25 protein-coding genes and 1 pseudogene are annotated in these 24,389 nt (G+C 71.9%); 12 read left to right on the forward strand and 14 right to left on the reverse strand.

Going from position 1 to position 24,389, the window contains the following annotated elements; all coding sequences use genetic code 11:
* Nucleotides 1–96: 96 nt before the first annotated feature.
* Nucleotides 97–525: pseudogene (locus AC067M_RS24345) on the forward strand (aminotransferase class I/II-fold pyridoxal phosphate-dependent enzyme); the annotation flags it as partial.
* A gap of 80 nt (nucleotides 526–605) precedes the next feature.
* Here AC067M_RS24345 and AC067M_RS24350 read toward each other — a convergent pair.
* Entirely contained in the window at nucleotides 606–773 is a 168-nt protein-coding gene (locus AC067M_RS24350; protein ID WP_478699131.1) for a hypothetical protein, read from the reverse strand.
* 106 nt (nucleotides 774–879) lie between these two features.
* On the opposite strand from AC067M_RS24350, the gene AC067M_RS24355 reads away from it, so the two are divergent.
* The 5 genes from AC067M_RS24355 to AC067M_RS24375 all read left to right on the forward strand — a co-directional run bounded on the left by AC067M_RS24355 (nucleotide 880) and on the right by AC067M_RS24375 (nucleotide 6,630).
* Entirely contained in the window at nucleotides 880–1,449 is a 570-nt protein-coding gene (locus AC067M_RS24355; RefSeq protein ID WP_478699132.1) for a hypothetical protein, read from the forward strand.
* A gap of 17 nt (nucleotides 1,450–1,466) precedes the next feature.
* Entirely contained in the window at nucleotides 1,467–2,732 is a 1,266-nt protein-coding gene (locus AC067M_RS24360; RefSeq protein WP_478699133.1) for a peptidoglycan-binding protein, read from the forward strand.
* The gene (locus AC067M_RS24365) at nucleotides 2,729–3,439 is read left to right on the forward strand and encodes an ABC transporter ATP-binding protein (RefSeq protein ID WP_478699134.1); all 711 of its coding nucleotides are present in this window, start codon (nucleotides 2,729–2,731) and stop codon (nucleotides 3,437–3,439) included. Before AC067M_RS24360 ends, AC067M_RS24365 begins: the two co-directional genes overlap by 4 nt.
* On the forward strand, nucleotides 3,436–4,746 hold the full coding sequence (locus AC067M_RS24370; protein WP_478699135.1) for an ABC transporter permease: 1,311 nt from the start codon (nucleotides 3,436–3,438) through the stop codon (nucleotides 4,744–4,746). The genes AC067M_RS24365 and AC067M_RS24370 overlap by 4 nt, the downstream gene beginning before the upstream one ends.
* Before the next feature lie 246 nt (nucleotides 4,747–4,992).
* Nucleotides 4,993–6,630, forward strand: coding sequence for an ATP-binding protein (locus AC067M_RS24375; protein ID WP_478699136.1), 1,638 nt, complete (start codon nucleotides 4,993–4,995; stop codon nucleotides 6,628–6,630).
* A 10-nt stretch (nucleotides 6,631–6,640) separates the two neighbouring features.
* Here AC067M_RS24375 and AC067M_RS24380 read toward each other — a convergent pair whose 3' ends face one another.
* The 6 genes from AC067M_RS24380 to AC067M_RS24405 form a co-directional block, all read right to left on the reverse strand.
* Nucleotides 6,641–7,360: a response regulator transcription factor gene (locus tag AC067M_RS24380; protein WP_478699137.1), complete on the reverse strand. Its 720-nt coding sequence runs from the start codon at nucleotides 7,358–7,360 to the stop codon at nucleotides 6,641–6,643.
* A 166-nt stretch (nucleotides 7,361–7,526) separates the two neighbouring features.
* Nucleotides 7,527–7,712: a hypothetical protein gene (locus AC067M_RS24385; protein ID WP_478699292.1), complete on the reverse strand. Its 186-nt coding sequence runs from the start codon at nucleotides 7,710–7,712 to the stop codon at nucleotides 7,527–7,529.
* A 175-nt stretch (nucleotides 7,713–7,887) separates the two neighbouring features.
* A complete protein-coding gene (locus tag AC067M_RS24390; protein WP_478699138.1) occupies nucleotides 7,888–8,544 on the reverse strand; it encodes a DUF433 domain-containing protein in 657 nt (218 codons plus the stop codon).
* Between the two features lie 85 nt (nucleotides 8,545–8,629).
* Nucleotides 8,630–9,493 (reverse strand): hypothetical protein, encoded by an 864-nt coding sequence (locus AC067M_RS24395; protein WP_478699139.1) that lies wholly within the window; start codon nucleotides 9,491–9,493, stop codon nucleotides 8,630–8,632.
* A 277-nt stretch (nucleotides 9,494–9,770) separates the two neighbouring features.
* A complete protein-coding gene (locus AC067M_RS24400; RefSeq protein ID WP_478699140.1) occupies nucleotides 9,771–9,893 on the reverse strand; it encodes a DUF397 domain-containing protein in 123 nt (40 codons plus the stop codon).
* A complete protein-coding gene (locus AC067M_RS24405; protein WP_478699141.1) occupies nucleotides 9,850–10,764 on the reverse strand; it encodes a helix-turn-helix domain-containing protein in 915 nt (304 codons plus the stop codon). Before AC067M_RS24405 ends, AC067M_RS24400 begins: the two co-directional genes overlap by 44 nt.
* 179 nt (nucleotides 10,765–10,943) lie before the next feature.
* Between AC067M_RS24405 and AC067M_RS24410 the strand changes: the two genes are divergently transcribed.
* The 6 genes from AC067M_RS24410 to AC067M_RS24435 all read left to right on the forward strand — a co-directional run bounded on the left by AC067M_RS24410 (nucleotide 10,944) and on the right by AC067M_RS24435 (nucleotide 16,512).
* Nucleotides 10,944–11,429 (forward strand): ATP-binding protein, encoded by a 486-nt coding sequence (locus AC067M_RS24410; protein WP_478699142.1) that lies wholly within the window; start codon nucleotides 10,944–10,946, stop codon nucleotides 11,427–11,429.
* Nucleotides 11,430–11,493: 64 nt separating this feature from the next.
* Nucleotides 11,494–12,375 carry an SRPBCC family protein gene (locus AC067M_RS24415; protein WP_478699143.1) on the forward strand — a complete coding sequence of 294 codons (882 nt, stop codon included), beginning with the start codon at nucleotides 11,494–11,496 and terminating at the stop codon, nucleotides 12,373–12,375.
* Nucleotides 12,376–12,438: 63 nt separating this feature from the next.
* Nucleotides 12,439–13,227, forward strand: a complete 789-nt coding sequence (locus tag AC067M_RS24420) for an aldose epimerase family protein (RefSeq protein ID WP_478699144.1) — start codon at nucleotides 12,439–12,441, stop codon at nucleotides 13,225–13,227.
* A gap of 10 nt (nucleotides 13,228–13,237) precedes the next feature.
* Nucleotides 13,238–13,786: an orotate phosphoribosyltransferase gene (gene pyrE / locus AC067M_RS24425; protein WP_478699145.1), complete on the forward strand. Its 549-nt coding sequence runs from the start codon at nucleotides 13,238–13,240 to the stop codon at nucleotides 13,784–13,786.
* 146 nt (nucleotides 13,787–13,932) lie between these two features.
* Nucleotides 13,933–14,964, forward strand: coding sequence for a class II fructose-bisphosphate aldolase (gene fbaA / locus AC067M_RS24430; RefSeq protein ID WP_478699146.1), 1,032 nt, complete (start codon nucleotides 13,933–13,935; stop codon nucleotides 14,962–14,964).
* A 78-nt stretch (nucleotides 14,965–15,042) separates the two neighbouring features.
* Nucleotides 15,043–16,512, forward strand: a complete 1,470-nt coding sequence (locus AC067M_RS24435) for an MFS transporter (RefSeq protein WP_478699147.1) — start codon at nucleotides 15,043–15,045, stop codon at nucleotides 16,510–16,512.
* Between the two features lie 132 nt (nucleotides 16,513–16,644).
* On the opposite strand, the gene AC067M_RS24440 is transcribed toward AC067M_RS24435, so the two are convergent.
* The 7 genes from AC067M_RS24440 to AC067M_RS24470 all read right to left on the reverse strand — a co-directional run bounded on the left by AC067M_RS24440 (nucleotide 16,645) and on the right by AC067M_RS24470 (nucleotide 24,200).
* The gene (locus tag AC067M_RS24440; protein WP_478699148.1) at nucleotides 16,645–17,064 is read right to left on the reverse strand and encodes a DUF3151 domain-containing protein; all 420 of its coding nucleotides are present in this window, start codon (nucleotides 17,062–17,064) and stop codon (nucleotides 16,645–16,647) included.
* A complete protein-coding gene (locus tag AC067M_RS24445; RefSeq protein WP_478699149.1) occupies nucleotides 17,061–18,311 on the reverse strand; it encodes an MFS transporter in 1,251 nt (416 codons plus the stop codon). The genes AC067M_RS24440 and AC067M_RS24445 overlap by 4 nt, the downstream gene beginning before the upstream one ends.
* Nucleotides 18,308–19,537 (reverse strand): ATP-grasp domain-containing protein, encoded by a 1,230-nt coding sequence (locus AC067M_RS24450; protein WP_478699150.1) that lies wholly within the window; start codon nucleotides 19,535–19,537, stop codon nucleotides 18,308–18,310. Before AC067M_RS24450 ends, AC067M_RS24445 begins: the two co-directional genes overlap by 4 nt.
* A gap of 25 nt (nucleotides 19,538–19,562) precedes the next feature.
* Entirely contained in the window at nucleotides 19,563–20,657 is a 1,095-nt protein-coding gene (locus tag AC067M_RS24455) for a hypothetical protein (RefSeq protein ID WP_478699151.1), read from the reverse strand.
* Nucleotides 20,654–22,450 carry a B12-binding domain-containing radical SAM protein gene (locus AC067M_RS24460; protein WP_478699152.1) on the reverse strand — a complete coding sequence of 599 codons (1,797 nt, stop codon included), beginning with the start codon at nucleotides 22,448–22,450 and terminating at the stop codon, nucleotides 20,654–20,656. The genes AC067M_RS24455 and AC067M_RS24460 overlap by 4 nt, the downstream gene beginning before the upstream one ends.
* Before the next feature lie 206 nt (nucleotides 22,451–22,656).
* Nucleotides 22,657–23,553 (reverse strand): homocysteine S-methyltransferase family protein, encoded by an 897-nt coding sequence (locus AC067M_RS24465; RefSeq protein ID WP_478699153.1) that lies wholly within the window; start codon nucleotides 23,551–23,553, stop codon nucleotides 22,657–22,659.
* Complete coding sequence (locus AC067M_RS24470; RefSeq protein ID WP_478699154.1) at nucleotides 23,550–24,200, reverse strand: hypothetical protein; 651 nt, start codon at nucleotides 24,198–24,200, stop codon at nucleotides 23,550–23,552. The genes AC067M_RS24465 and AC067M_RS24470 overlap by 4 nt, the downstream gene beginning before the upstream one ends.
* Nucleotides 24,201–24,389 lie beyond the last annotated feature (189 nt).

The raw sequence follows: 24,389 nt of genomic DNA on the forward strand, positions 1-24,389 counted from the left end.
GGCAGGGTGTGAGATCTCGGCGTGGCGAGCGCAAGCCATGGCGGGGAAGAGGCGCGACGTGCCGCAGACGCGGATGCGTGCGTGCGTGAACGAGGAGTCGCTTGGTTCACGGCGGCGCCCGAGCTGGTGACGGCGGTGCGGTCGGCGAAGCAGTATCTGACGTACGCCGCCTCCGGCCCGTTCCAGTACGCCGTCGCCGAGGCGCTCGCCCTTCCCGACAGCTACTTCTCCGGCTTCCGCGCGGACATGCGGGCCAAGCGGGACCTGCTGTCGAGCGGCCTGGCGGAGGCCGGGTTCAAGGTCTTCAAGCCGGCCGGCACCTACTTCGTCACCACCGACATCCGTCCCCTCGGCGAGAGAGACGGCTTCGCCTTCTGCCGCGCCCTGCCCGAGCGCGCGGGAGTCGTCGCCATCCCGGACGCGGTCTTCTACGACTACCGGGAGGCGGGCGCGCCGTTCGTGCGGTTCGCGTTCTGCAAGCAGACGGAGGTACTTCAGGAGGCCGTGAAGCGCCTGAAGTCGTAGCTCAGGCCGCAGGGGCCCCACCCGCCCAGGGGAGACACCGGCGACTTGCCGACCGCGGACGGTCAGCCGGCAGGTGAGGGTCACAGCCGTGGGCAGGTGTCCGTCTCACGGCGGGCCGGCTCGACGACGCGTGACTGCCGGCCTGCCGCACCGGGCAGTGCCGGCACGGCGGGCTCGCCGAGCGGTTGATTCCGCGCCACCGTCGAGCGGGAGTCGCCGGCTGCCGTGGTGTCCTGTCCGAAGCGCACCGCATGATCGGATGACAGGTTCTTCAAAGGTTCTTCATCACCTCCGGCCTACGGTCGGCAGGCCCGCCGCGCCCGCGGTCGGGCGCGACAGGAGGCGGGAGAACCGATGAGGACGAACCGGGTGCTGATGGCCGTGGTGACGGCGTCGGTCATGGCGATCACCCTGGCCGGCTGCGGGGGCGAGGGCGACACCCCGAAGGTCCCGACGGCGGGCGGCGACAAGGCGTCCGCCAAGACGACCGCGCCGAGTGGTGGCGACGACGTGGCCGCGTATGTGAACGCCCAGCGCGAGTGGGTGAAATGTCTGCGGGAGAACGGGGTCGACGCCCCCGACCCGGACGCCAAGGGGCAGGTCGACTTCGGCGACAACGCGGCGCTGAAGAAGAACACGAAGTTCCTGGACGCCTCCGAGAAGTGCGCCTCGCTCAAGGCGGCCGTCCCCGAGAGCCTCGAGAACGCCAACCAGCCCAAGCTCACCCCCGAGCAGATCAAGGTCAAGCGTGACTACGCCGACTGCATGCAGAAGAACGGCGCCCCCGACTTTCCTGATCCCGGCCCCGACGGGACCGCGCAGGGCTCCGAGTGGAACCAGACGTCGGCGGGAGCCAAGCGTGCCACCCGTGTCTGCGCTCCGATCATCGGTGACCCGGCGGACCAGCCCGCGGGCAAGGGCTGATGATGGCGGAGACGGTTGTGCGGACCGATCACGAGCGCGGGGCGGCTCCCGTGCCGCCGCCGCGCGGTCGGCGAACGGTCCTGGTGGCGTCGGCTTTGGTCGTCGTGGCGGCAGTCGCCGTGGTCGGTGCGCTGGGCCTCGGCGGAGGCGGGTCGCAGGCGGGCTCCTCCGCCCCGCCCCGCTCACGCTCCACCGTCCCGGTCACCCGGACCACACTGACCGAACGCACCACGGTGGACGGCCAGTTGGGCTACGGCACTGAGATACCGCTGCCGGTCAAAGCGACGGGCACCGTGACCTGGCTGCCCACGGAGGGCACGACCGTGCAGCGCGGCGGCACTCTGCTGCGCGTCGACGACCGGCCGGTGGTGCTGCTGCACGGGACGCTGCCGATGTACCGGGAGCTGGGCCTGACCGCGGGCACCCAGCAGGGCACCGGGCAGGAGGCCGGGACCGAGGGGGACATCCAGGGCTCGGGTGACCAGGGCCGCACGGACGAGACCTCCGGGGCTCCGGACCCCTCCGGATCGCCGACGCCAGGTGGCGCCGGGGCCGGGGCCGGGGCCGGAGGGACAGGGGGCACTCTGCGCGGGATGGACGTCCTGCAGTTCGAGAGCAATCTCGCCGCTCTCGGCTACACCGGCTTCACAGTCGACGAGGAGTTCACCGACCTCACCGCCCGCGCGGTCAAGCGCTGGCAGAAATCCCTCGGACTCCCCCAGACCGGCACGGTCGGCATCGGGGACGTCGTCTACTCCACCGGCAAGGTACGGATCGGCCACGCGAGTGTCCGGCTCGGCTCGCCGGCCACCGATGACGTCCTCACGTACACCGGTACGTCCCGGAAGGTCGTCGTGAACGCCTCGGCGGCGGAGGACTCCTGGGCCGTGCGCGGCACCGCCGTCACGATCGCGCTGCCCGACGGGAAATCGGTGAAGGGCGAGGTGGCCTCGGTGGGGAAGAGCGCGACCGCGCCCGAGGGGGAAGGCGGGGAGGGTGGCTCCGCGGCACCGACGGTTCCGGTGACCATCAGCATCAAGGACCAGAAATCCGTGGGCCGGCTGGAGAGCGCGCCAGTCACCGTCGAGTACGTGGGGCGGGAACGGGCGGACGTCCTCACCGTCCCGGTCGCCGCGCTGGTCGCCCTGGCCGAGGGCGGCCACGGCCTGGAGACAGCGGACGGCCGGTTCGTCGCGGTGAAGACCGGGCTCTTCGCCAACAGCCGGGTGGAAGTGAGCGGAAGCGCGGTTCGCGAGGGCATGAACGTGAGGATCCCGGAGTGAGCGGAGCATCGGCGGTCGTGGAGTTCGACGCGGTCTCCAAGACGTACCCCGGTGGTGTGGCGGCGGTACGGGACGTGAGCCTGAGCATCGGGCGCGGCGAACTCGTCGCGGTCGTCGGCCCGTCGGGCTCGGGCAAGTCCAGCATGTTGAACCTCATGGGCAGCCTCGACCGGCCCTCCGCCGGGCGGGTGCTGGTCGACGGCCACGACGTGGCGAAGCTGACGGACCGTGAGGTGTCAGCGCTGCGGGCCACCCGGATCGGCTTCGTCTTCCAGCAGTTCCATCTGGCGGTAGGGGTTCCGGTCCTGGACTCCGTGGCCGACGGGCTGCTGTACGCCGGAGTACCGCTACGCCGCCGCCGGGCCGACGCGGCGGTGGCGCTGGAACGGGTCGGCCTCAGCCACCGCGTCCACCACCTCCCACACCAGCTGTCCGGCGGCGAGCGCCAGCGGGTGGCGGTGGCCCGGGCGGTGATCGGCGAACCGGCGGTCCTGCTGGCGGACGAGCCGACCGGCAACCTGGACTCCGCTTCCGGGGAGGCCGTACTCGGTCTGCTGTGCGAGCTGAACGCCGCCGGGACCACGGTCGTGATCATCACCCACGACCGGGAGATCGCGGCCGGGCTGCCCCGCCGTATCGAGATGCGCGACGGCCGCGTGGTGGCGGACACCGCGACCGATGCCGCGCCGAACGAGGCGGTCCGATGACCGACGTCACGACGAACGGCCCGTCCATGGACGACGCCCCACCAGCCCTGCAGTCCGGCCCCCGCAGGGGCGACGGACGTGGCCGCGGACGAGCGAGCGGTGACATCGGTGGCACGGGCGGCCGACTGCGGGCCGCCCGCCTCGGTCCTCAGGACATCGTGCGGCTCGGCGGGACCGGGCTGCGGACTCGTCCCCTGCGGATCTTCCTCTCCGCGCTCGGGATCGCGATCGGCGTCGCCGCCATGATCGCGGTGGTCGGAATCTCCGGCTCCGGCCGGGCGGAGGTGGACCGCCGACTCGACGCGCTCGGCACCAACCTGCTGCGGGTCGCCCCCGGCGACTCACTCGACGGCACCGAGGCCGAGCTGCCCCACGAGGCCGTCGCGATGATCGGCCGCATCCCGCCCGTGCAGCAGGTCGCCGCCACCGGCGCCACCGGCGCACACATCTACCGCAATGAGCACATCGCCATCGGACGCACCGGCTCCCTCGAGGTCCTCGCGGCCGACACGCACCTGCTCCCGGCCGTCGGCGGCCACGTCCGCCGGGGCCGCTGGCTGGATTCCGCGACCGAGCAGTACCCGGCGGTCGTGCTCGGCTCCACGGCCGCAGGCCGGCTCGACGTGTACACACCGGGGACCCGGGTCTGGCTCGGCGACCGCTGGTTCTCCCTCGTCGGCGTCCTCGATCCCGTACCGCTCGCGCCGGAGATCGACAGCGCGGCGCTGGTCGGCTGGCCGGCGGCCCGGACGTACCTGCGCTTCGGCGGCCATCCGTCGACGGTCTACTTGCGCGCCGAGGACGGCCAGATCGCGCAGGTGCGGGCCGTGCTGCCGGCCACGGCGTACCCGGAGAAACCGGGAGAGGTCCGGATCTCCCGGCCCTCCGACGCGCTCGCCGCCCGCGAGGCCACCGAGTCGGCGCTTACCGGGCTGCTGCTCGGCCTCGGTGGCGTGGCGCTGCTCGTCGGTGGCGTCGGGGTCGGCAACACGATGGTCATCTCGGTCATGGAGCGGCGCCCCGAGATCGGCCTGCGCCGGGCGCTGGGGGCGACCCGCGGCCAGATCCGGACCCAGTTCGTGACGGAGTCGCTGCTGCTGTCGCTCATCGGCGGCCTCGGCGGGACGGTGCTGGGGACGGCGATCACGGCGGCCTACGCCCTCAGCCGCGACTGGCCGACGGTCGTCCCGGTGTGGGCGAGTGCGGCGGGGATCGGCTGCACCCTGGTCATCGGCATGATCGCCGGACTGTATCCGGCGGTACGGGCGAGCCGCCTGCCACCGACGGAGGCCCTGTCCGGCTCCTGAGCGGCCCGTCCGTGTCAAGGGCGGCCTCGGTGAGACCGCCCTTGACGCACCGTCAGTCCTGCTTGCCCAGCACTCCTGCGGGAGTGCCGGCGAGCGTACTAGGTCAATTACTGCCCACGAGAGACCGAAAATACCGGGAGAGGAAATGCGCCACTCCACAGTCCTTTCTGCCGGAAGCGCCCCCTTGACGAGCATCCGAGTCCCGTTGAGCACACACGTCCTGGCATATGGGCGGGGTGGCACGCGATGAGCTTCCGGCTCCGGGTACTCGGCCTGTTGATGCTGGTCGCGATGGCCGCCACCGCCGCCACCGCCTGGTTGACCCTGCGTCAGGCGAACCTCCAGGTCCAGGAGAGTGTCACCGCGGGACGGCAGGAGGTCTCCCGGATCACCGGCGACCTCCGCGCGTACGGGTTCGCGCACGGCACCTGGGAGGGCCTCTCGCCGACGGTGAGCCGCCTGGCCAAGGACACCGGCCAGCGCATCCGGGTCGCCACCGAGAACGACGTCCTGCTCGCCGATTCCGACGCGCTCGAGGGCCGTGCCCCCCGCCCGGTGAGCAGCCAGCCGCCCGTGCTGGTCGATCCGCGTCCCCTCCTGCGGATCCCCGCGGGACAGCTACCGCGGACCTCGATGAAGCTGACGGCGACCGCGATCGCCCAGTACCGGGCCGAAGCGGCGTACGCGGCCTGTCTGACCCGGGCGGGGGCCGAGGTGACGGCCCGGCCGGACGACACCGGCGTACCCCGGATCAGCACAGACCGCCGGCCGGAACAGTGCAAGGAGCCGAAAGGCGAACCGGACCCGCAGACTCCGCAGGACCTCGAGGTGATCCGGACATGCGAGTCGGAGCAGCAGTTCATCACCTGCCTGCAGCGGGTGTTCAACGAGCGCGTGGGCTCCGCCGCGCCGCCACGCCTGGTGATCCGTCTCGGCGTCCGGGACGAGTCCCCGCCCACCCTGGCCGCGGCACCCACGATGGCCGTCGCAGGCGGCGTCGCCCTCGCCGCCGTGCTCGGCGCCCTGCTCCTGAGCCGGGCGGTGCTGCGCCCGGTCCGTGCCATGACCCTGGCCGCCGCGGGGCTGGGCGAGGGAGACCTGGGACGGCGGGTCCCCGTCTCCGGCCGGGACGAGATCGCCCAACTCGGCCGTGCCTTCAACCGGATGGCGGAGTCCATACAGGCCGGCGAGGAACGCCAGCGCCGCCTCACCGGTGACATCGCCCACGAGCTGCGCACCCCGCTGGCCAATCTGCGCGGCTATCTGGAGGCCCTGCGGGACGGGGTCGTCGAGCCGACCCCCGAGCTGCTCGATTCCCTCCACGAGGAGGCACTGCTGCAGCAGCGGATCGTCGACGACCTCCAGGATCTCGCGCTGGCCGAGGCCGGTGCACTCACCTACCACCGGGTGCGCGTCGACCTGCGCGAGCTCCTCGAAGCCGCCGCCACGGCTCACCGTGCCCAGGCCGACGCGGCAGGAGTCGCTCTGCGGCTGGAGGCGCCGCGAGCTGTGGACGTCATCGCCGACGCCGACCGACTGCGCCAGGTCGTCGGCAATCTGGTCGGCAACGCGCTGAGGGCCACGGCACCGGGCGGCACGGTGACACTGGCCCTGGACCGGCACGGCGATCTCGCGTTCCTTCAGGTGCGGGACACCGGAAAGGGAATACCCGCCAAGGACCTGCCGCATGTCTTCGACCGCTTCTGGCGGGCGGACGCGGCACGGGGCCGCGCCACCGGAGGAAGTGGCCTGGGGCTGTCCATCGCCCGCCAGATCGTGACCGACCACCAGGGGACGATCGCCGTGGAGAGCACCGTAGGCGTCGGCACGGCCTTCACCGTCACGCTCGCCACGATCCCGCCGTCGCCGGCCGACGCCGGCTGATCGACCGCGGTCAGGACCCCGCGAGCGCTTGGGTGGGCGCCGACCCGTCCACCAGGCGGTACCCCCGGCCGTACACGGTCTCCAGATGGCGCGGCCGGGCGGGGTCGTCCCCCAGCTTCCGGCGCAGGTTGCGCACATGGGCGTCCACCGTGCGCTCGAGTACGTCGCTGTCGAAGCCGAAGGCGCGCTCGATGATCTGGGCCCGGGTGAACACCCGCCCCGGCTCGCGGGCCAAAGCCTCCAGGATCGAGAACTCCTTGGAGGTCAGCGCCACCGGACGGCCTGCCACCCGGACCTCGAAGCGGGCGGTGTCCAGTTCGACCGCGCCGACCCGCAGCACCTCGCTCCCGGCCGCGCCGCCTTTCCTGGAGCGCCGCAGCAGCGCCCGTACCCGCGCGGTGAGTTCGCGGGGACTGTACGGCTTGGTGAGGTAGTCGTCGGCCCCCAGGTCGAGGCCGAGGAGCATGTCCTCCTCGGTGCTGCGCGCGGTCAGCAGCAGAATCGGTACCTCGTAGGCCTCGGCACGCAGAATGCGGCATACGTCGAGTCCGTCGACGAGCGGCAGCATCACATCGAGAACGATGAGATCCAGCCCCGTCGAACGCGCCCGTTCCAGCGCTGCCCGGCCGTCGGCCACGACCTGCACCGCGTTGCCTTCCCGCTCCAGATAAATCCGGATGAGACGAGACTGTTTTTCGTCATCTTCGGCGACCAGGATGCGCGCGCTCAACGATTCTCCTCAGCGAGGCCTGCACGATTCCAGCACCGTAATATCAACGCGCCTCCGGAATTCCCGCCTCCGGAATTCCCGGGCTGACATAGCCGACTACCAGTCCGGCACCCCGACGGCCCTTGCGTGACTCGGGCCGTCTGCCGGTCATGGCGGCCAGGTGCGCTCATATGCGGTCGCGTCGTACCGCATATGCTGCGGGGCCGCCTTTGTCCACCGCCCGGTGGATCGCTTCACGGTGTGCGTCCAGGCGTTCGACCATCTGGACACTGCGTAGCTGCTGGTTGTCGAGGTAGAACAGCACCGCCTCGCGTTCAAGGACCGGCCGGATTTCCAGGTCCCGGCTCTTGATCCGGCCGTCTTTCGAGAGCGGAACCCATGAGCTGGTCGAGACCGTGAGCGATCCACTCCTCGTCGGCCACGTCCTGTCCGTCGTCGGAAAAGGCGTCCCCGATGCGGTGAACGGTCCAGCCGCACGCCCTCAGCCTTCCGCGACTCGGCGCCCGAGGTTGCGGTCGAGGAAGAACTCAGGCGGCAAGGCGCACCACTGCCCGGCACAACGCGTCGACCTGCTCGGGCGTCATGTCGAAGTCGTACGCGATGTCCTCGACGCTCTCTCCGGCCTCCCACAGGTCGGTGATGGCGTTGACCGCGACGCGATTGGCGGCCACGACCGGCCTGCCGTGCCCGAATCTCGGGTCGATCACTACGGGGACGGAGTCCGGGTACTGCCTGAGCCGCAGGCTGGAGGGAAAGTCGTCGTCGGGCTCCCAGTTCAGGTAGCGGAGGTAGCCGGAGACCACCTCATGAATGGGGGCCTGACCGTCCCGGGCCCTGCGGAGATCCCCGAGACCATGCTCGACGAAGATGTCCACACCATCCGTCGCGATCCGCCTCGACACAAGGCCGTAGGGCGTGGCGAAGGCGTCCCGTACGGCGGCGGCTGCCTCCCTGATCTCGCTCATACGGAGCCCCAGGGCGCGCAGGGAACGAAGGACGTGCGCCTCGGCCACCGCGATGAACGGCACCGAGGGCTGCCCCTTACGCAGCGGATCCACCTGGTGGACCAGCGGCGCCCCGGCGGCCCTGCCCTTCAGCCACGACGCGAGCGTCGACTGCGGAATCTCCAGGTAGGAGGCCGTTTCCGTGGGAGTCAGAAGTCCGTCCCCGAACCTGTCGACCATGCCCCGCCTCCTCTTGGTGCCAGGTTTCGCATCGTCGCACATCAAGACTCCCACCCGAGGTCCGGCCGCACACCCGCCCACCGGCTCAGCCGGCCGCGCGGAGTCGGTCCCGCGAGCGGCAGTCACGGCAACGGCCGGGGTGCGCCGCGCGGAACCCCCGGTCGCAGCCGTCGCAGTTGCGCATGGGTGCGACCGCCGGACGGGCTGGGGGTTCTGCGCTTCTGGCCGGTGCTCGCAGAGGAGTCTCCTTGAGCCGGTAGGCGAGGACGGCCGCGGGACGGGCGCGGAAGTGGTCGGGGAGGCGCGCGGTCAAGGACTCGGTGATCTGATGGGCTCCGACGCCCGCCGCGAGCCACTCGGCGACGGCTGGTGCCAGGCGGGCGGCCTCCTGGCCGGACAGGATCAGCCGCGGATCCACCCTGCGCAGGGCGGTGAGTACGGCGACCGCTTGGGGGTCGGCTTCAGCGAGGGGGGCCGGGGTCTCCGCCTCCGTCTTCGCCTTCGCCTTCGCCGGCGCCTGCGTTGGCACTGTGGCGGCGCGCTGCTTCCGGGGGCGGCGCGACTTCGGCGGTCCCGCAGGACCGTCCGGGTCCGGGGCGCCGCCGGGGACGTCGTAGAAGTATGTCCGGGTGCGGATCTGCCCGGCGGGCAGGCGCTCGCGGCGGCGTTCCAAGTACCCGGCGGCTTCGAGTTCCCTGAGCGCTCGCGAGATGAGGATCTCGCCCTCGCTGAAGTGCTCGCAGAGGGCGGTGATGGTCACGGGGGAGCCGTCGGGCAGGGAGGAGATGTACGCCGCGACGCCGACGGTGACCGCGCTGCCGCGTCGCTGGGCGAGGGCGTTGGAGATCACGGTGAAGTCGGCCGTCAGCCGGGTGCGTACGTGGATCACACCGGAGGTCGGAGCTCCGGCGTCGGCGCGCAGGCGCGCGTTAGACTGCGGGTCAGCCATCGGGAAGGTGCTTTCTTCCTGATCGGTGAGGCCCTCGTTCGGGATGCCAGTCCCGGCCGGGGGCCGTATCTGTTTGCGGTTGTCGCGGCGAAAGTAACCGCCCGGATCACGCGCCTGCAAGCCGGTCACTCGGACGGGTGACGCGGGCTTCGCGGACGGGGAGGGTGGGTGGGCGGGAAGTTCTTTCCCCCGGTTCTTTCAGGAGGTCAGTGGCCTGCCGGACCCTCGCGGGCAAGGGCCCGGTGAGCCCGGGAGACCTGGAAACCGGAGGGCGGCGTCAGGCCTTCAACTCGCCTATGAAGGCCGCCCAGGAGGCGGCTTCGAAGCACAGCGCCGGACCGTGCGGGACCTTGCTGTCACGGACGGGGACGACGGCCCGGAACCCGTCGGCCACCTCCACGCAGTCGCCCCCCGCCTGATTGCTGTAGCTGCTCCTGCGCCACACGACGCCGTTCAGATCGGGACGGGAGATTCGCGCCACGGTAGTTGCCCTCCATCGTGGACTGGATCATGTCGAGTGACATGAGCGGGGGCAGCGCAGCCGCCCGCAGTCGATCGTAAATCACCTTGTAGCGACTGACGTTGGCTGGTTCCTCGATGAGTTGGCCGTAGTCCGAACCCTCTGTGTAAGCCACTTCTGAGCCGTCCGGCAGGGTCAGGGTCGTCAAGGAGCCGCCCATGGCCTCATGCCCGCCTTGGTCGAACGGCAGTACCTGCACGGTGATGTGACGCTCCGCGGCAGCGTCGAGCAGCCGCGCCAACTGCTTTCGCATCACGGCATGGCCGCCGATGGGCCGCCTCAGTACCGCCTCATCCAGAATCACCCACAACTCCGGCCGGTCAGGCGAGGAGAGCCGTTCCTGCCGTCCCATACGGGCTGCGACGCGCTCCTCCAACTGCTCTTCGCCGTCCAGCAGAGCGTCCAGGCTGAGAACGGCATGTGCGTAGTCCTCCGTCTGCAACAGACCCGGCACCACATGAGCCGCGTACTGCCTGATGACCACCGCCCGCGCCGAGTACTCCATGAACCTGCGCGACCAGTCCGGAAACGCCTCCCGGTACACGTACGGCCACAGCTCCACGAGTAGATCGTCCGCACCGAGGGCCGCGTCCAGCGCACGCGCCAACTCCAGCGTCGGCTTCGCCCCGGACGCCCGCTCGATCTGCGTGATGCGCGTACTCACCACGTGTGTCCTGGCGCCGAGTTCGGCTTGGGTCAGTCCGGCCGCCGTACGGAGCCTGCGCACCCGCGAGCCGAACAGCGCCGCCATCGACGTGCTGGGGTCAATTCCGTTGGCCAAAGCGTCACTTCCGTTCCTTACCGACCGAGATGTAAGGCTGTTGCACCTGTCGAGCGTAGGGCGACCAGACGATTCTTGAGCACGGAACGTGACGACTTGTGTACGTCACGGCATGACGCAAGCTCGACAGAAGGCAAGGACGACAAGCCGTGCTGACAGGAACGACCACCCCGGGAGACGAACTCCACCCCTTCACGGAGCAGTTCGTCTCCTCACCCCGAGGTGCGCAGCTCGCCCGGCGGCTCGCCGTCCGGCATATGGGGGAGTGGGGGTACCCACCGGCGTCGGACGCCTCGTGCACCGTCGCCCTGGTCGTCGGCGAACTCGCCGCGAACGCCGTACAGCACGGCCGGCTCCCCGGACGCGACTTCGGTCTCCGGCTCGCTCTCGACTCGGCCGTGGGCCTGGTTCGCATCGAGGTCGCGGATGCCGCCTCCGCGAAGCGGCCGCCCGCGGTCCCGCCCTCGTCGTTCCCCGAGGGCGAGTCGGGTCGCGGCCTGCTCCTGGTGGACGCCCTGGCCGTGCGCTGGGGATCGGCGCCTCGTCGCCCGGTGGGCAAGACGGTATGGGCGGAGGTGTCCGTCGGGTCCGCCGACCGAGTTGGTGAGACCACTTCGGGAGCGCCGGCGGGGTGAGAGTGGGGGGCGGGACGTCCGATGGGAGGGTATTCGTGCCGCCCCGTGGGTAGGCTCCGCTGTCATGGAGCATGAGGTGTTCGTTCCGGTTCCGGCCGAGCGACTGCGGGTGGCGCTCGCCGACCCCGCGCAGGTGGCCCGGGCGCTCCCCGGCCTCCAGCAGGACGCCGGGAGCGAGCCCGTCGCCGGGCGACTGAAGCTCCGCGTCGGCGGCCACACCATCACCTACCGCGGCACGGCCCGCGTCTCTCCCAGGGACGACGACACGTACGCCGTCGAGGCCGAGGCCACGGAGGTCCGCGGCCACGGCACAGTCAAGCTGACGCTGACCCTGCGCCTGGCGGAGGCGGACGCCGGCTCCACCCTCACCTTCGCCGGTACGGCCTCCGCGGACGGCCGCATCACCGAGCAGCCCGCGGAGGTGGTGGACGCGGCGGTGACCCGGCTGCTGAGCCGCTTCGCGGAGAACCTGGGGGAGGGGGAGCCTCCGGCGGAAGGGACCGCCCGGGGGGAGCGAACCGCCCAGGCTGACGTGGACGCCGGTTCCGGGACGGTGGAGAGTGCGGCCGCCGAGGATTTCGAGCCTGCCGCGACCGGGGACTTCGAGGCCGCGCCGGACGCGGAGGACGCCCCGGCTCCCGAGCCGCCCGAGGCAGAGGCCGGTGCAGAGGCCGGCGCGGAGGCCGCCGAGGCCGCCGAGGCCGAGCCCCCCGACGGCTTCGAGGAAGTCGGTGAACCGCCGGCCGAGGCGGCGCATGCGCGGCGGACGATGATCGGGCGGAGCGCGGAGGAAGTGGATCACGCGCCGCCGCGGGGGCGGTACGCACCGGTGCCCGCGCCCCAGGCCGTTTCCCAGAACCAGGCGCTGCGGTGGGCCGTGCCCGCGGCCGCGTTCGCGGTGGCGTCGGCGATCGTCGTGGGACGAGCCCTGCGCAAGCGCCGCTGACGCCCGGCCTGCCGTGGGCCGTGGCGCCGATGCCCGCTTGATCGGACCAGTAGGGTCGCTCTCGTGAGTAGTGAAGACATCACGCTGACCGCGGGTGACGCGGAGGTGACCGTGCAGCCGGGGAACGGCGGACGGGTCGGAGGAGTGAGCGTCGGGGGTGTCGAGCTGCTGCGGCAGGGGGAGCGGTTCGGGTGCTTCCCGATGGTTCCCTGGTGCGGGCGGATCAGGGAGGGGCGGTTCCGGGACGGAGCCGTCGTGCACCAGATGCCGCTGAACTCGCCGCCGCACGCCATCCACGGCACCGTCCGCGACGGCGCCTGGAAGGTCGCCCGCGTCACGGCCGACGAGGCGGTCCTCACCTACGACCTGGTGGAGCCCTGGCCCTACACAGGGCGGGTCACGCAGATGGTGGCCCTCACCGGGGACGCGCTTACGCTCACCATGTCCGTGGAGACGTACGACTCCTCGTTCCCGGCGCAGATCGGCTGGCATCCGTGGTTCCGGCGGAACGTGGGAGGGGAGGACGTGCGCATCGATTTCCACGCCGCCTGGCAGGAGCAGCGCGGGGACGATCACCTGCCGACCGGGGACCGTGTCGAGCCGAAGCCGGGGCCGTGGGACGACTGCTTCGGGATGCCGGGCGGCGTCGACGTCACCCTCACCTGGCCGGGGCAGCTGGAGCTGAAGGTGACCAGCCCCGAGGAGTGGGTCGTCGTCTACGACGAGCAGGAGGCCGCGGTGTGCGTGGAGCCGCAGACCGGTCCGCCCAACGGGCTGAACACACTGCCCCGTCTGGTCACCCCGCTGGAGCCGCTGGAGGCCACGACCACATGGTCCTGGCGCCGCCTCTAAGCTGTTCGGCATGACGGACGTACGTGGCGCGCTGCTGCAGCAGATCAAGGACAAGGCCGTGGTGCACGGCAAGGTGACCCTCTCGTCGGGTCTCGAGGCCGACTACTACGTCGACCTGCGCCGCATCACCCTCGACGGTGCGGCCGCCCCGCTGGTCGGGCAGGTGCTCCTGGACCTGACCGCCGACCTCGACTTCGACGCGGTGGGCGGCCTGACCATGGGCGCCGACCCGGTCGCCGCCGCCATGCTGCACGCGGCCGCCGCGCGCGGGCGGAAGCTGGACGCCTTCGTCGTACGCAAGGCGGCCAAGGCGCACGGCCTGCAGCGGCGGGTCGAAGGGCCGGACATCGCCGGCCGCCGCGTCCTCGTCGTCGAGGACACCTCCACCACCGGAGGCTCCCCGCTCACCGCCGTCGAGGCCGTGCGCGAGGCAGGCGCGGAGGTCGTCGGCGTCGCGACGATCGTCGACCGGGCGACCGGTGCCGCCGAGAAGATCGAGGCGGGAGCGGGGGTGCCGTACCTGTACGCGTACGACAAGGACGAGCTGGGACTCGACTGACCGGGCGGCCGAAACCACGACTGACCGGCGCATTGAGCATCGCCCCATGTCTGGAAAGATGGGGACGACGATGACGTCGCCCCCAAGGTCTAGGTCAGGGCCGTAAACACGCAGAACGCCAACCCGCACACTCAAGGAGCGGACGTATGCCCATCGCAACCCCCGAGGTCTACAACGAGATGCTCGATCGGGCGAAGGCAGGCAAGTTCGCCTACCCGGCCATCAACGTCACCTCGACCCAGACTCTGCACGCGGCTCTGCGCGGCTTCGCGGAGGCGGAGAGCGACGGCATCGTCCAGATCTCCACGGGCGGCGCCGAGTTCCTGGGCGGCCAGTACAGCAAGGACATGGTGACCGGCTCCGTCGCCCTGGCGGAGTTCGCGCACATCGTCGCCGAGAAGTACCCCGTCAACATCGCCCTGCACACGGACCACTGCCCCAAGGACAAGCTCGACGGGTACGTGCGTCCGCTGCTCGCGGTCTCCGAGGAACGCGTCAAGGCCGGCCGCAACCCGCTGTTCCAGTCCCACATGTGGGATGGCTCCGCCGAGACCCTCGCGGACAACCTGTCCATCGCGCAGGAGCTCCTGGAGCGCGCCCGCGCCGCGAAGATCATCCTCGAGGTGGAGATCACCCCGACCGGTGGCGAGGAGGACGGCGTCTCCCACGAGATCAACGACTCCCTCTACACCACGGCCGACGACGCGATCCGTACGGCCGAGGCGCTCGGCCTCGGCGACCGGGGCCGCTACCTCCTGGCCGCGTCCTTCGGCAACGTGCACGGTGTGTACAAGCCGGGCAACGTCGTCCTCCGCCCCGACCTGCTGAAGGAGCTGAACGACGGCGTCGCCGCCAAGTTCGGCCTGCCGGGCGGCAGCCAGCCGTTCGACTTCGTCTTCCACGGCGGCTCCGGCTCCACGGAGGACGAGATCCGCACCGCGCTGGAGAACGGCGTCGTGAAGATGAACATCGACACGGACACGCAGTACGCCTTCACGCGTCCCGTCGCCGACCACATGTTCCGCAACTACGACGGCGTCCTGAAGGTCGACGGCGAGGTCGGCTCCAAGAAGACCTACGACCCGCGCACCTGGGGCAAGCTGGCCGAGGGCTCGATGGCCGCCCGGGTCGTCGAGGCCACGCAGAACCTGCGCTCGGCGGGTACGAAGATCAAGTAAACCCCGCGCGGTATCCCTTCGGGAAACTCGCGAGCCCGGTGCCTGCCCACGGCGCCGGGCTCGCTGTATACCTGGGGGATGCCCGATGTCAGGCTGGCCTCGCCCCAGGGCAAGTGGATCCTGTTCACCACGATCCTCGGCTCCAGCATGGCCCTGCTGGACTCGACCGTCGTCAACGTCGCCCTGCCCCGGATGGGCCGCGACCTCGGCGCCGACCTCGCGTCCCTCCAGTGGACCGTCAACGCCTACATGGTCACGCTGGCCGGGCTGATCCTCCTCGGCGGCTCGCTCGGCGACCGGTACGGCAGGCGCCGGATCTTCGTCATCGGGGTGGTGTGGTTCGCCGTCGCCTCCCTGCTGTGCGGGATCGCCCCGAACGCCGGGGTGCTCATCGCGGCCCGGGCACTGCAGGGCGTCGGGGGCGCGCTGCTCACGCCGGGCTCCCTCGCCCTCATCCAGGCCACCTTCCATGCCGAGGACCGGGGGCGGGCCGTCGGCCTGTGGTCCGGGTTCGGCGGGGTCGGGGCGGCCGTCGGGCCGTTCCTGGGCGGGTGGCTGGTGGACGGGCCGGGCTGGCGCTGGGTGTTCCTGATCAACGTGCCGCTGGCGCTGGTGTGCGCCCCGGTCGCCGTACGCCATGTGCCCGAGTCCAGGGACGAGCGGGCGCACGGGCACTTCGACGTGCTCGGTGCCGCGCTGGGCGCGCTCGCCCTCGCCCTGCTCACCTACGCCCTGATCGAGGCCCGCGAGGGCACCCTCGCCGTCGCCGTCAGCGGCGTCGCCGGGCTGGCCGCCGCGGTCGCCTTCGTGGTGGTCGAGCGGCGCAGCCCCGATCCGATGATGCCGCTCGGCATCTTCGCGTCCCGGCAGTTCAGCGCGGTCAACCTGGTCACCCTGTGCGTGTACGCGGCGTTCGGCGGCTTCTTCTTCCTCGCCGCGCTGCAACTCCAGGTCGTGGCCGGTTACTCGGCGCTCGGCGCCGGTACCGCACTGCTGCCGATCACCGTGCTGATGCTGCTGTTCTCCGCCCGCTCCGGAGCCCTCGGCGAGCGGATCGGGCCGCGGGCGCCGCTCACGGTGGGGCCGCTGGTAGCCGCGGTGGGGATCCTGCTGATGCTGCGGGTCGGGCCCGGTGCCTCGTACGCCACCGATGTGCTGCCCGCGCTGGTGGTCCTCGGCCTCGGCATGGTCACGCTGGTCGCGCCGCTGACCGCGACGGTGCTGGCGTCCGTGGACGTCACCCGCGCGGGGCTGGCGAGCGGGGTCAACAACGCGGCGGCGCGGGCGGCCGGGCTGGTCGCCGTGGCGGCGCTGCCGTTGCTGGCGGGGATGGGGGAGGAGGCGTATCGGTCGCCGGAGGCGTTCGATGATGCGTTCGGGCGGGCGATGGTGTGGTGTGCGGGGGCGTTGGTCGTGGGCGCGGTGGTCGCCTTCTCGACGGTACGGCGCCCGCCGCCGGACTGCCGGCGTCCTGAGTGCAGGACGCATGGCTCTGTGACGGCGCCGCCGCTGGAGGGGCGGGTCACTCCGGCGCGGCGCCTGGAGTGACCACTGTGCCTTCTCGTCTGCGTGGTTGCCGATCGTCGGCGGCTGCGGGTGTTCGATGGCTGGTCGCGGCCACGCGGCGGAGCCGCATGTGACACAGCCCCGCGCCCCTCAGGGGGTTGCAGGTGGCCTGCGCTACTGCTTCAGCTCCGTGTAGGCCTCCGCGCTGCTGTCCTGGAGGAACTGCCAGCAGCGGTCGGCCTCGGGCTTTTCGTTGATGGAGTCGGCGGCGCGGGCGAGGCCGGCGAGGCAGCGGAGGAAGCCTCGGTTGGGGCGGTGGTCCCAGGGGATGGGGCCGTGGCCCTTCCAGCCGGCGCGGCGGAGCTGGTCGAGGCCGCGGTGGTAGCCGGTGCGGGCGTAGGCGTACGACTCGACCACGCGCCCCGCCTCGAAGGCGTCGTCGGCGAGCATGGCCCAGGCAAGCGAGAACTCGGGGTGGTCCGCCGCGACCTGGGCCGGGGGCAGGGACTCCTCGCCCAGCTGCCGATAGGCGTCCTCGTTCTCCGGCAGGTACGTCGGGTCGGGGCCACCGAGCAGGTTCTTGTGCGTCGTCATGAGTGCAGTCTGCCACTCTCCTTCACCCCGCCACGGTCGACCTTCACCCGGTCACGGCCGAGCGCCGCGCTGAGCAGCGCGCCCAGGACGGCCACCGCGGCGAAGGCGGTCCACAGACCGGCGGGTGAGGCGAGCAGCAGCCAGGCACCCGCGACCGGCACGGCGACGGAGGCGATGGACCAGGACGCCTGGTACACCGCCATGCAGGGGGCCTCCATGCCGGGTGCGGCGAGTTCGGCGGCGTAGGCGTCGCTGGTCGGGGCGATCACGATCTCGCCGAGGGTGTACACGGTCATCGCGACGAGCGCCACGGCGACGGCGACCGCCGGGAGCTCCCGCAGGGGGGAGATCAGCGCGAACCCCAGCCCGGCGGACGCGTACAGGGCGCCGCCCGCAGCCATCATCCGGGGCGCGCTGTGGTCCGCCGTGCGTTTCACGAGTGACTGCTGGAACAGCACGACCAGCGCGCCGTTGAGTGCCAGCACGGTGCCGGCGGCCCAGCCGGCCAGGCGGGCGTCGTCCACGAGGTAGAGGCCGGTGAACGTCGACATGACCGTGGCGCACACCGTGAAGCACGTCTTGGCCGCGGTGAGCAGCGCGAAGCCCGGCAGGCGCAGCACCTGCGAGGCACCGGCCGAGTCGGGCTGCCGGGTCCCGGAGGAGGGAGGGGCCTCCGGTGCCGCCCGCCCCCGCAGCCGTAGCAGGACGACCGTGGTGACGGCGAAGCTCGCCGCGTTGACCAGCGCGATCGCCCGCAACCCCGTCGAGCTGTGCGCCGAGGCCAGCACGCCGCCGACGAGCGAGCCGAGGCACAGGCCGACGTTGCGGGCCCAGCCCACGGTGCTGAACGCGCGCCGGGAGGCGGGCCCGCGGGCCAGGCGGGCGATGGTGGCGCCGAGCGACACCCACACCGCCTTGTCGAGTACGGCGGACAGGACGAGCGCGCCCACGGCCACGGGCGCGGGCAGCGTCACCGCGTACAGGACGAACAGCGGCGCGCGTACCGCGTTGCCGATGATGAGGGAGCGCAGGTGGCCCACGGACTGCACGAGGCGTCCGAGGGCCGCGCTCGACACGATCAACGCCAGGTTCACCACGGTGAGCGTGGTGCCGACGGACGCGACGCCGAGGTCCTGCACCCGCACGAAGTACAGCAGCGCGAAGGGCATGAACATCCCCGAGCCGACCGCGTCGACGATCATCGCCGACACGAACAGCCGGGGCAGCGGCCCGTCCGTCCGGCTCACGCGTCGGGGACCCTGGTCAGCCCCAGGAGGTCGAGCAGCCGGGAGTTGGCCTCGGCGAGCTGGGCCAGGGTCTCGCCGCGGTCCGGGCCGCTGCCCAGGACGTAGCCGGCCCGCCACCAGTTGGCGTCGACGCTCGCGAGGGTCGAGCCGGGCGGCAGCAGGCGCTCGGCGTGCGAGACGAGCGGCAGGCCCTCGCGGACCCCGGCCATCGTGGGGGCGTCGGCGACGGTTCCGGTGCCCGCGACGAACTCGACCGCCGCGACGTGCGGGGTGACGTCGGGCCGGGTGCGGGCGGGGTCCTCGTCGCCGAGCGCGACGGAGAGCGCGGCGTCGTACAGGTCGAGTCCGGTGGCGCGCAGCAGCACGTCGCTGATGAGTCCGCCGGCGGGGCGGAAGGCGATCTCGATGAGGTGCCAGCGGTCGCCGTCGCGCTTGGCCTCCAGGTGGAGCACGGCGCTGTCGATGCCGAGCGCCTTGACCACGCTGTCGACGAAGCGGGTGGCCGACGGGCCCAGTTCGCGCTGCACCGCGGGGTCGATCACGTGCCGTGTCTCCACGAAGGAGGGCGGCGTGGTGCAGGTCTTCTCTGTGACCCCGACGAACAGGGTGCGCCCGGCCGTGACCACGGCCTCCAGGGACAGCTCGGGGCCCGGCACGAAGTGCTCGGCCAGCGCCCGCGGCTGGCCGGTGGTGGACATCACGGCCGACAGGGCGCCCGGAAGGTCGGCGGGGTCCGCCACGCGCCGGATGCCGAGGCTCGCCGCGCCGTCGACGGGCTTGACGATGACCTCGCCGGACGGTGCGGAGCGCAGGAGCGCCTCGGCCTCGGCGGGGTCGGAGGTGAGGACGAAGGGCAGGTCGGCACCGGTGCCGGCGAGCCTGCGCCGTACGTCGGCCTTGTGGGCGAGGTCGTCGGCGACGGCCGCTCCGGCGCCGGGCAGGCCCCACTCCTTCGCGAGACGGGCCGCGATGCGGGTGCCCCAGTCGTTGAAGGCGAGGATGCCGTCGACCTTGCCCTCGAAGGTCTTCAGGCGGTCCAGGTCGGGGCCCGGGTCCTGGTGGTCCGTCAGTCGCCAGGCGTGGTTCTCGGTGGCCAGCCGGTCGTAGCGCGAGTAGGCGGTCTCGTCGACGAGGATCGTGTCGACGCCTCTGCGCTCGGCCGCCGCGAAGAAGCGTTCACGCAGGGGGCCGATGCCGATGATCAGGACGGTGGGGCGTGCGTTCAAGGCACTCTGCTCCTTAAGAGGTGGTTCAAGCGGTGAGCGCGGCGAACGCCGCGTCCGTGCGGCGCAGCAGCGCGGTGTGGGCGGGCGCGCCGGGCGGTACGGCGCTCAGCAGCGGCCGTGCCGTGGCGCCCCTGCGCAGCTTGGCCGTCGCGGTTCCGGTGCTGAGCAGCACACTGCGGGCTCCGGCGTCGCGGGCCAGACGGGTCAGCTGGTGGTAGGCGACGTGGAAGTACGCGCCGATCTCCTCGCTTCCGGGGCCGAGCCCGACCATGCGCAGCAGCACGTCACGGGTGCCGAGGACCGAGGTGGAGCCGGCGACGGCGGTCCCGTGCCGGTCCCGGACGAGCGTGACGCGGTACCGTGCGCCGAAGGCGTGCCGCAGGCGCTCGTTCACGCGCAGCAGCCGGGCCGGGTCGCCGGGGATGCCGTGCTTCTCGTCGGAGCACGCCTCCAGCCAGGCGACCTCCTTCTGGATCTCCTCGGTCACCTCGTCGCCCCGGTGGATCTCGGCGCTCGCACCGGCCTCGTCCAGCGACGCCAGCTCCCGGCGCAGCCTGCGCCGCCGGTCCGCCGGGAAGCCCGCGAGGTAGGCGGCCTCGTCCTCGCCGACGTCGGCGATGCGGAAGTAGTGGTCGGTGACGCCCACGCTCCAGCCGCGTTCCCGCAGGCACGGCAGCACGGGGTCGTCCTCGTCGAGGTGCAGGAAGGTGAGCAGCCGCCCCTGCGCGCGGGCGTACTCCTCCAGCGCGGTCACCAGCGCGTCCGCGTCGAACTGCGCGCCGGCCGCGGGGAAGACGGACTGTCCGTATCCGAGGGCGCAGACGTTCAGCTGACGCAGCCCCTCCGCCCTGGCCTCCTCGAGGTCGCCCTCGGGCTGGGTCACGTCACGGCCCGCGCCCGCGGTCACCTCGGTGCAGTTCATCCGGGGGAAGCCGGAGTGGTCGTCCTGGGTGCGCACCGCGCAGGCGGCCCCGGCACCGGGTATCTCCAGGAACCGCACGCCGTCCTCGGGCCAGCGGTTCGCGGCGAGCCAGGCTTGCGAGGACCTGGGGTCCGGCGGGTCGGCGTTCCAGTACTCACCGGGCAGGCTCTCCGCCGTCGCGTACTCCGTGACCGTCACATCGCCACCGCTTCCACTCCGTTGCGCACCTGCCCCCACCGCACCCTCGACTCCCGGTGGATCCGCCAGATGTTGTCCTCCGTCAGCAGACGGGAGACGACACCGGGATACGCCTCCTCGAAGAAGGAGTACGGAGGGGGCACCTCGATTCCCTGGGAACCGTAGTCGAGCCGGTCTTCCATGCCGTGCCGTCGGGTGATCTCCGTACCGGGGTGGTACGTCAGGATGTTGGGGCTGGCGAGCATGAGGTAGCCGTCGTCGATGAGGCGGCCCACCTCCTCGATGGTCTCGGCAATGCTGTCGTCGTCCTCGCCGTCGAGCCCGAAGAGGACCGAACTGCCCACCCGTATCCCGGCGTCGCGCAACAGGCCCAGCGCCAGGCGCACCCGCTCCTTCCACGGGGTGCCGCGCCGGACGTTCTTGTGGACGTGCCGCATGACCTGCTCGGACATGCTTTCGATGCCCACGTAGACGTAGGTGCAGCCCGCCTCCCGCATCGCGGCCAAGCCCGCGCGTACGAGCTCGGGCTTCGGGCCGGTGAGCACGTCGACGGTGAGCTGGGCGCCCCACTGCAGGACGGCCAGACCGCGGTCGATCTGCCGCGCCTCGGCCAGCTCGGAGCAGAACTGCCGGATGCGGGGCCAGGATCCGGACCAGAAGATCGAGTCGTCGAAGAACGCGGCCTCGGCGCCGTACTCGACGTACTCCCGCAGCCGCTCCACCATCATCGCGGTGTCGCCGGGCGTCGGGCGCCGCACCTGGCCCAGCAGGGCCGACTCCGAGCAGAACGTGCACCGCATCGGGCAGGTGCCCGAGACGAGGACATGGGCGCACCGGGCCACCGTGCCGTCGTCCCGGGTGAAGATCGGGAACCGGGAACGGATCAGGAACGGGGCGTACGGCGACGGGGACCGCTCCGCCGGGACGGGCGGGCCCTCGACCCGGAACGCCGCCCAGTCGTCGCCGTCGCCGTCTTCGTCACGGACGAGGATGCTGCCGCGCCCGTACTCCTGGCCTCCCTCGCCCGCCATCCGCTCCAGCTCGGCGGCGACCGCCCCGGCGGTGGCCGTGCGCGTCGACAGGTCCATGGCGCGGGCGACGGCCCGCAGGGTGAGGTCGAGGAGGGGACCGCCGTCGCCGCTCACCAGGACGTCGACGGGGCGAGTGGCCGCGGTGGCGGTGGAGCTGGGCGCGAGGTACACCTCGGCCGACTGCTCGTGGCGCACCGTCTCGTCGGCGTGCCGTCCGCCCATCACCACCAGGGCGCCGGGGCACTCCTCCTTGACCAGCGCGGCGATCTCCAGGGCGTAGCGGTGTGCCGGTGAGACCGCGCTGACCAGGACGACGGACGGGGCGCGCCGGCGCAGCAGACCGACGAGGTCGGCACGGGTGCGCGGGGTCCACGTCCGGGGGTCGAAGATCGTGTCGTCGGTGGTCCGCACCTCCGTCTCCAGGCGGCGGGAGACGTCCGGCCGCTCCTTCTTGCCGGGCAGGCGCGGCCAGAGCGGACACAGGTCGTTGTACACGTCGGTGGGCCCGAAGGGGTCGGTGAAGGAGGCCGTCGCCCGGGACATGGGGTAACTGAGCGCCGAATAGAGGGCCATGGGGTCGCCCGGGTAGGCGACGTCGTTGTCCTCGTCGGTGATCACCGGTGCGAGGATCCCCAGCACCCCGAACGCGCGCACCGTCCCGACGGCTTCGAACCCGGCGTCGGCCAACTCCGCCCGCAGCCGCCCGCGTCGGGCCCGCAGGGCGTGTTTCGAAAGTCCCGTCTGGCCTGCGACGCCTGGCACGGCGCCTCGCTGCGTTGTCGGGATCGTCCGCGTACGCCCAGTACGCGGACGCCCCTCCGCCTTGCGATGCACCGCACCAGACGCCGCAGGCCCCGCCCTCCGGGCGGACGACGCTACTTTCGAAACACCCCCTGGGGCGGGGTCGGTGTCGCGGCCGCCGATGTGCAGCAGGGCGGACCCGAACGTGGCTCGTACCTGAAGCTTCGTCACGATGCCGCCTCTTCCTTCCACTGGTCCGCCAGGGCGCCGATGTGCGCGGGAGTCGTGCCGCAGCAGCCGCCGACGAAGGCCGGTCCGAACGCGGCGGCCCAGCCGTACGCCAGGTCGGCGAACGCCGACGGCGACAGGGCCGGGGGGAGCGTGTGCGCGCTGTGCTCCCACTGGTCGAGGGCCGTACGGTCCTCGAGGTTCGGGTAGACGCCGACGGGCACCCCGAGGCCGGTCAGCCGCTCCAGCGCGCGCGGTACGGCGGCGAGGGGCAGGCAGTTGACGGCCACCGCGGCCGCGCCCGCGTCGACGCAGGCCCGGGCCGCCTCGTCGAGGGCGTCACCGTCGGGCAGCGTGGCCTCGTCCGTGACGACGAAGCTCACCCAGGTCCGCAGCCCGTGCCGCACCGCGGCATCCACCGCGATCACCGCCTCCCGACGTGTGCACTGCGTCTCCACGAGGACGAGGTCGGGCGCCGCGTCCGCCAGGACGCCGGCCATCCAGTCGTGCTCGCGGCGCAGCGCGTCGTCGTCCGGGGTGAGCGCCGGGGTGTAGCAGTCCTCGACGGGGGCGACCGAGGCCGCCACCAGGGCGTGCGGTGTTCCGGCGGCCGCACGGGCGCGCTCGGCGCAGGTCACGGCCCGGCGCACGTAGGCGGCCTGCTCCGCCTCGGGCACGCCCATGCGGGTCAGGGCCCGGGCGCCCACGCGAAAGGTGTTGGCGGTGACGATGTCGCTGCCGCTCTCCAGGAACTCCGCGTGCACCTTCACCAGCGCGTCCATCCCGGCCGCGTCCCGCAGCGGCGCGCTGGTGAGCCACGGTTCCAGCATGGGGATCCCGGCCGCCTGGAGACCGGTGGCGGTGCCGCCGTCGAGGATCCTGGGAAGGCGGCTCATACGGTGTCCCCGCTGCCCCACGCCAGGAACTCCTCGACCCACGCGGCGGGCATCAGGTTGATCTTCTGGTCGGCGAAGGGGCGTTGCTCGGGGGCGATCCAGTCGTCGTCGCCGCGCAGGGGAACGGAGCCGTCGGGTCTGACGATGTGCGGACCGTAGTAGAACCAGGCGATCTGCCCCACGAACTCGTTCAGAACCGCCCGGTGGATGCCGGGCGAGAACATCCGCAGATGCGCGTACGCCACGGACAGTTCACCGAGGAGGTTGAAGGGGGCGCGCATGAGGTAGTGCCCGAAGTAGTCGTGCGTGGCGCGCAGTACGTCGTTGTGGAGGGCCGGCGCCCCGTCGATGTCGATGCCCGACGGCGACAGGAGCGGGTTGTCCGGGTCCTCGTACCCCTCCGGCCCGTGTCCGTGCTCCGTGGGGAACACATACAGGTCCTCGCCGGAGTCCATGGCCAGGCACAGCTCGCGGGAGGCGGTGTAGGGCTGCCCGGAACCGCGGAAGAAGCGCACCTTCAGCCCCATGTCGGTCATGCAGGCGAGCTGGTCCTGCGCCTCCAGGGCCATGCGCAGGTACTGGCCGCGGGCGTCGGGATCGTTGGGAAGGTGCTGTTGTTCGTGAAAACGCCGGGCTATCTTCCGCACCAGGCGTTCCGGAACGGCGGACGCCCGAAAGGGAGAACGGAGCCAGTCCTCTTCCGGATCGGCGCGGCGAAGATACAGCCGAGAGACCTCGCGTACATCAACGACCATGGCTTCCATGGTTGTTGCGGCCGCGCGCGAGGGCATGCCGCAGGATCCGGTGACACCGTTTCCGGGGACGTGACGGGGGCG

The organism is Streptomyces sp. NPDC043427, assembly GCF_056436655.1.

Bases quoted from the DNA above. Each gene is read 5' to 3' on its own strand.
- AC067M_RS24435 (WP_478699147.1), top strand. From the start codon at position 15,043: ATGCCCGATGTCAGGCTGGCCTCGCCCCAGGGCAAGTGGATCCTGTTC.
- AC067M_RS24405 (WP_478699141.1), bottom strand. From the start codon at position 10,764: ATGGCGGCGCTGTTCGGCTCGCGGGTGCGCAGGCTCCGTACGGCGGCC.
- fbaA (WP_478699146.1), top strand. From the start codon at position 13,933: ATGCCCATCGCAACCCCCGAGGTCTACAACGAGATGCTCGATCGGGCG.
- AC067M_RS24440 (WP_478699148.1), bottom strand. From the start codon at position 17,064: ATGACGACGCACAAGAACCTGCTCGGTGGCCCCGACCCGACGTACCTG.
- AC067M_RS24355 (WP_478699132.1), top strand. From the start codon at position 880: ATGAGGACGAACCGGGTGCTGATGGCCGTGGTGACGGCGTCGGTCATG.
- pyrE (WP_478699145.1), top strand. From the start codon at position 13,238: ATGACGGACGTACGTGGCGCGCTGCTGCAGCAGATCAAGGACAAGGCC.
- AC067M_RS24395 (WP_478699139.1), bottom strand. From the start codon at position 9,493: ATGGCTGACCCGCAGTCTAACGCGCGCCTGCGCGCCGACGCCGGAGCT.
- AC067M_RS24415 (WP_478699143.1), top strand. From the start codon at position 11,494: ATGGAGCATGAGGTGTTCGTTCCGGTTCCGGCCGAGCGACTGCGGGTG.
- AC067M_RS24465 (WP_478699153.1), bottom strand. From the start codon at position 23,553: ATGAGCCGCCTTCCCAGGATCCTCGACGGCGGCACCGCCACCGGTCTC.
- AC067M_RS24375 (WP_478699136.1), top strand. From the start codon at position 4,993: ATGAGCTTCCGGCTCCGGGTACTCGGCCTGTTGATGCTGGTCGCGATG.
- AC067M_RS24370 (WP_478699135.1), top strand. From the start codon at position 3,436: ATGACCGACGTCACGACGAACGGCCCGTCCATGGACGACGCCCCACCA.
- AC067M_RS24390 (WP_478699138.1), bottom strand. From the start codon at position 8,544: ATGGTCGACAGGTTCGGGGACGGACTTCTGACTCCCACGGAAACGGCC.